The sequence below is a fragment of the Cetobacterium somerae ATCC BAA-474 genome (assembly GCF_000479045.1).
GTDB classification, from domain to species: domain Bacteria; phylum Fusobacteriota; class Fusobacteriia; order Fusobacteriales; family Fusobacteriaceae; genus Cetobacterium_A; species Cetobacterium_A somerae.
This window is the reverse complement of sequence record NZ_KI518057.1, coordinates 1-1,170: the sequence shown is the minus strand read 5'-3', so window position 1 is coordinate 1,170 and position 1,170 is coordinate 1. Positions and strand designations below refer to the sequence as shown.

Genomic DNA, 1,170 nt, shown 5'->3' with positions numbered 1-1,170 from the left:
ATAACCTAGTTTTTTTTGAATTCTATGGTTGTTATACCAGCCTTCTATATATTTAAATAAAGACTTTTTAGTTTCTTCAAAAGTCTTTGGTTTACTTTGATAAATTAACTCTTTCTTTAAAACTGAATGAAAAGATTCTATAGGAGCGTTATCATAAGGATTACCCTTTCTTGAATAAGAAAGGGTTGCACCTAAATCTTTAACCTTTGCTACATAATCTTTACTCGTATACTGCGATCCTTGATCTGTATGGATAATACAGCCTGTAAGATCACTGTTTAAATTAAGTTTAGAAAGAGCTTTTAAAACGATATCTGTTGTCATTGTTGTGGAGTAGTCCCAACCTTTAATTTCGTTCGTATGTAAATCCATAAATGAAGCTAAATATGTCCAACCAAAATCTTTTGTGTAAATATATGTGATATCCCCTACTATTTTCTCGTTTGTTGAGGTAGTTGAAAAATCCTGTTTTAAAAGATTACTCGCAGGTGCTTCAACTTTTGATTTAATTGTCTGGGGCTTGTACTTTTTTCTAGTAATAGATGAAAGACCTAATGCTCTCATAATTCTTTGAACTAGCTTGATACTCGCGGGATAACCCTCACGATTAAGTATTACATGTATTTTAGGAGCCCCATAAATTTTAGAATTTTCCTCATAAATTCTTTTGATTTGAGAAGATAGTAATTCATATCTCTCTTGAGTTTTAGTAGTAGTTTTATTGAGATTAAAGTAGTAAGTAGCTCTACTAATTTTAAAAATTTTACACATTTTTTCTTGGCTGTATTTAGGTTTTAATTGCTTGATAAGGTCAGTTATCTTAGTATCATCTAGTTTTTCGCGAATATTGTCAAAGCCTTTTTTAGAATAGCACACTCTTCTTTAGCGGCAGCTAGTTCTTTTTGAAGCTTTCTAAAGTCATCAAGAGTGATAACCTCATCACTTTGGGTATTGATATTACTATATTTTTTTCTCCAAAGAATAAGATTGGATGAAGACACACCATATTCACGAGATACCTCTTTAAGAGACTGACCATTTAAAATTAAATTAACAAGAGTTTTTTTAAACTCTTCATCATAAGTTTTTCGTTTAGACATAAAATCACTTCCTTCAAGGTTTAGTTTACATGATTTGTTATTTTATGTCTACAAACTTATTCTAACACCA

Annotated in this window: 2 protein-coding genes; both read right to left on the bottom strand. The window is 30.3% G+C overall.

Going from position 1 to position 1,170, the window contains the following annotated elements:
• Positions 1–876: IS3 family transposase (locus HMPREF0202_RS00425; RefSeq protein ID WP_051364105.1), on the bottom strand; the 876-nt coding region annotated here is incomplete at its 3' end.
• Positions 831–1,100 carry a transposase gene (locus tag HMPREF0202_RS00420; RefSeq protein ID WP_023051494.1) on the bottom strand — a complete coding sequence of 90 codons (270 nt, stop codon included), beginning with the start codon at positions 1,098–1,100 and terminating at the stop codon, positions 831–833. The genes HMPREF0202_RS00425 and HMPREF0202_RS00420, both read right to left, overlap by 46 nt.
• Positions 1,101–1,170 lie beyond the last annotated feature (70 nt).

Coding starts and splice junctions, on each gene's coding strand:
- HMPREF0202_RS00420 (WP_023051494.1), bottom strand. CDS start 1,100: ATGTCTAAACGAAAAACTTATGATGAAGAGTTTAAAAAAACTCTTGTT.